Here is a 2,379-nt window from a genome sequence, read left to right on the forward strand (position 1 = left end):
ATGCCGGAAGATCAGGCTTTCGACCGAGCCCACCGGGATGTTCTCGCCGCCACGGATGATGATGTCTTTGGTGCGGCCGGTGATGGTCACCGACCCTTGCGAATCACGCACCGCGGTGTCGCCGGTCGCGAACCACCCCTCGCTGTCGAACGACTCCTGCGTCGCCTCAGGACGGTGGTAATACCCGACGAACATGCCCGTCCCACGCAGCCACAAGGCACCCTCGGTGCCGTCGGGCGCCTCGGCACCCTCGGGATCGCGGATGCTGATCTCGGCACTGTCGAGCCGCACACCATCGGTCTCGCGGTTGATGTTCCCGAGACCCGGGCGGCCGGAGACCGCAATACCGAACTCGGTCATACCCCACGCGGGAATCACCGCGCATCCGAGCGCTCGCTCCGCCTCGGCCATGAGCGGCCGCGGGATCGGCGCACCGGCCACGACGATAAGTGCGAGCGTGTCAGCCTCCTCTCGGGTGAGGCCGGCGGTCCGCAGCAAGTCGATCAGGAAAGTCGGTGAGCCGACCATGCAGGTGATGCGAGCCCCGTGGATGATCTGTGCCCCGACTTCCGGGCTCCATTTCTCCACGAAGACCGCCGTGCCTCCGAGGTACACCGTCAGCAGGGCTCCCCAGAAGAATCCGGTCGAATGTCCGACTGGCGACATGACGAGATTGCGCATCGGTTGCCCGAGTGAGTCGTGCCCGACATGGGCGGCCCAGCCGCGAACCACCACGTCAAGCGTGGTGTGCAGATTCATCACGGCCTTCGGTTCGCTCGTCGTTCCCGACGTGAAGGCGAGCTGCGCGATCCCGAGAGGGTCGACGGGAACCGGCTCGAACGTGTCGGCTGGGCACATCAGGGAATCGAGCGTGACGGTGTCACCGACTGGCTCGCCGACGATCACGACCTCCAGTCCCTCGTCGTCGCGCACTCTCGCGGGTATTGCCGTGGACACGACGTCGCGACCGCCGTGGAAGCGGGACACGATCAGCATCTTTGTGCCGGTTGTCTTGGTCATGAATTCGACTTCGTGGGTCCCATACGTGATCGGAATTCCCGAGTACGTCGCACCCGCCCGCAGGATGCCGTAGACGATCCCGAGAAACTCTGCCGAGTTCGTCATCATCACCGTCACCACGTCACGGGGACGCACGCCCCGCGCCTGTAGCCCCGCCGCGACCCTGCGGCTCATCTCGTCCAGCTCCGCGAACGTCATCTCCCGTACCGCCTGACCATGGTGGTCAACACTTACCGCCGCCACCCGCTGGGGGTACTTGACTACCGCATCGTCGAGAAACGTACTCAACGAGGTGACCGACCATTGGCCGGTGTCCAGCCGGCGCTGGGCTTCAGTATCCGGCACGATGCTGCCCTCGGGTAGCCCTTGGATGGTCGAGCTCATTTCGCCTCCGAAAACTGTTCTGTACAAGGAAGACTGATCACAACTGATTCCACTCGACGCTTACCCTGATGTGCGGACGGGTTGACCGGCACTGGGCCGTAGGGTCCTCGCCGCGCAGCGCGGCGATGTTGCTGTCGAGGGCCGCCTTGGCGTGCTTCGCGAGCGAAATCCGTTGTGGCACTGACAAGCCGCAACACTCGATAACCGTACGAGTGGCAACTCGGATGCCGAGAGCTCGCGCTGCCCTTGGATTGGAATCGACTTCGGCGACCCCGCGGACAGCGGGGTGAGTAGTGCCGCCCCACGACCGCAACAAACCACTCCGGCGAGAAAACATGCGTTCACGCGCAAGACGGACGGACGTTCCAGCGAAGTAGCGGAGCACCTGATGTGCGAGACCGGTCCGCGAGGGGGAGCCACCGGTCCGGCCGCTGATCAGGTTGCTGACGATACCGAACGTGGCAAGCGCGAGAACACTCGCCGACGCAGACGCCACCCAAATGGGGTCGCCCGCCAGGCTGGCAAGTGTCACTGCCAGCGATACGACGATCAGCAACACCAGCACAGCCCACGCGTTGAGGGTGGCGCGCCAGGTACCGGTGCTTGACCTGTAAGCGCATTGACCTAGACACACTTTCTTGACATCAAGGAAAACTGACTGACCTAAGCGAAGGTTGTCACACTATTACCTATAGATGCATTGTTCGTCAATCCGTCCGTGGGGCTTGGTTTCTCCGCGCCGGCCATATGAACGCCCCGCCCGGTCGGCAACCTCGCTCGGAGAATCGCGATGAATCCAACCTATGACTTGTCCGTCGGCGCCTCCGGCACCGGGCTGGCGACCGTGCGAGCGGCCGCGGCACGGGAATTGGAAGCCGCTGGTGGACAGGCACYGGAACGGCATGTGATGTGTCCCGGTGGGGAGGAGGTCGCAGCCACAGTGGCTGCAGATTCGCAGCTCCGCGCGGTCGCAGG

At 64.0% G+C, this 2,379-nt stretch carries 3 protein-coding genes; 1 reads left to right on the forward strand and 2 read right to left on the reverse strand.

The genetic code is table 11. The features are described 5' to 3' along the window. Both AC1D1G_RS44330 and AC1D1G_RS44335 read right to left on the reverse strand, forming a co-directional pair. Positions 1-1,404, reverse strand: a 1,404-nt coding sequence (locus tag AC1D1G_RS44330; protein ID WP_477956843.1) for an AMP-binding protein, incomplete at its 3' end; no start/stop codon positions are given. A gap of 37 nt (positions 1,405-1,441) precedes the next feature. Next, on the reverse strand, positions 1,442-1,969 hold the full coding sequence (locus tag AC1D1G_RS44335) for a hypothetical protein (protein ID WP_477956844.1): 528 nt from the start codon (positions 1,967-1,969) through the stop codon (positions 1,442-1,444). Positions 1,970-2,194: 225 nt separating this feature from the next. On the opposite strand from AC1D1G_RS44335, the gene AC1D1G_RS44340 reads away from it, so the two are divergent. Then, a partial coding sequence (locus AC1D1G_RS44340) for a hypothetical protein (protein WP_477956845.1) occupies positions 2,195-2,379 on the forward strand: 185 nt, incomplete at its 3' end.

The sequence above is a fragment of the Rhodococcus sp. P3_B8 genome, from assembly GCF_056402775.1.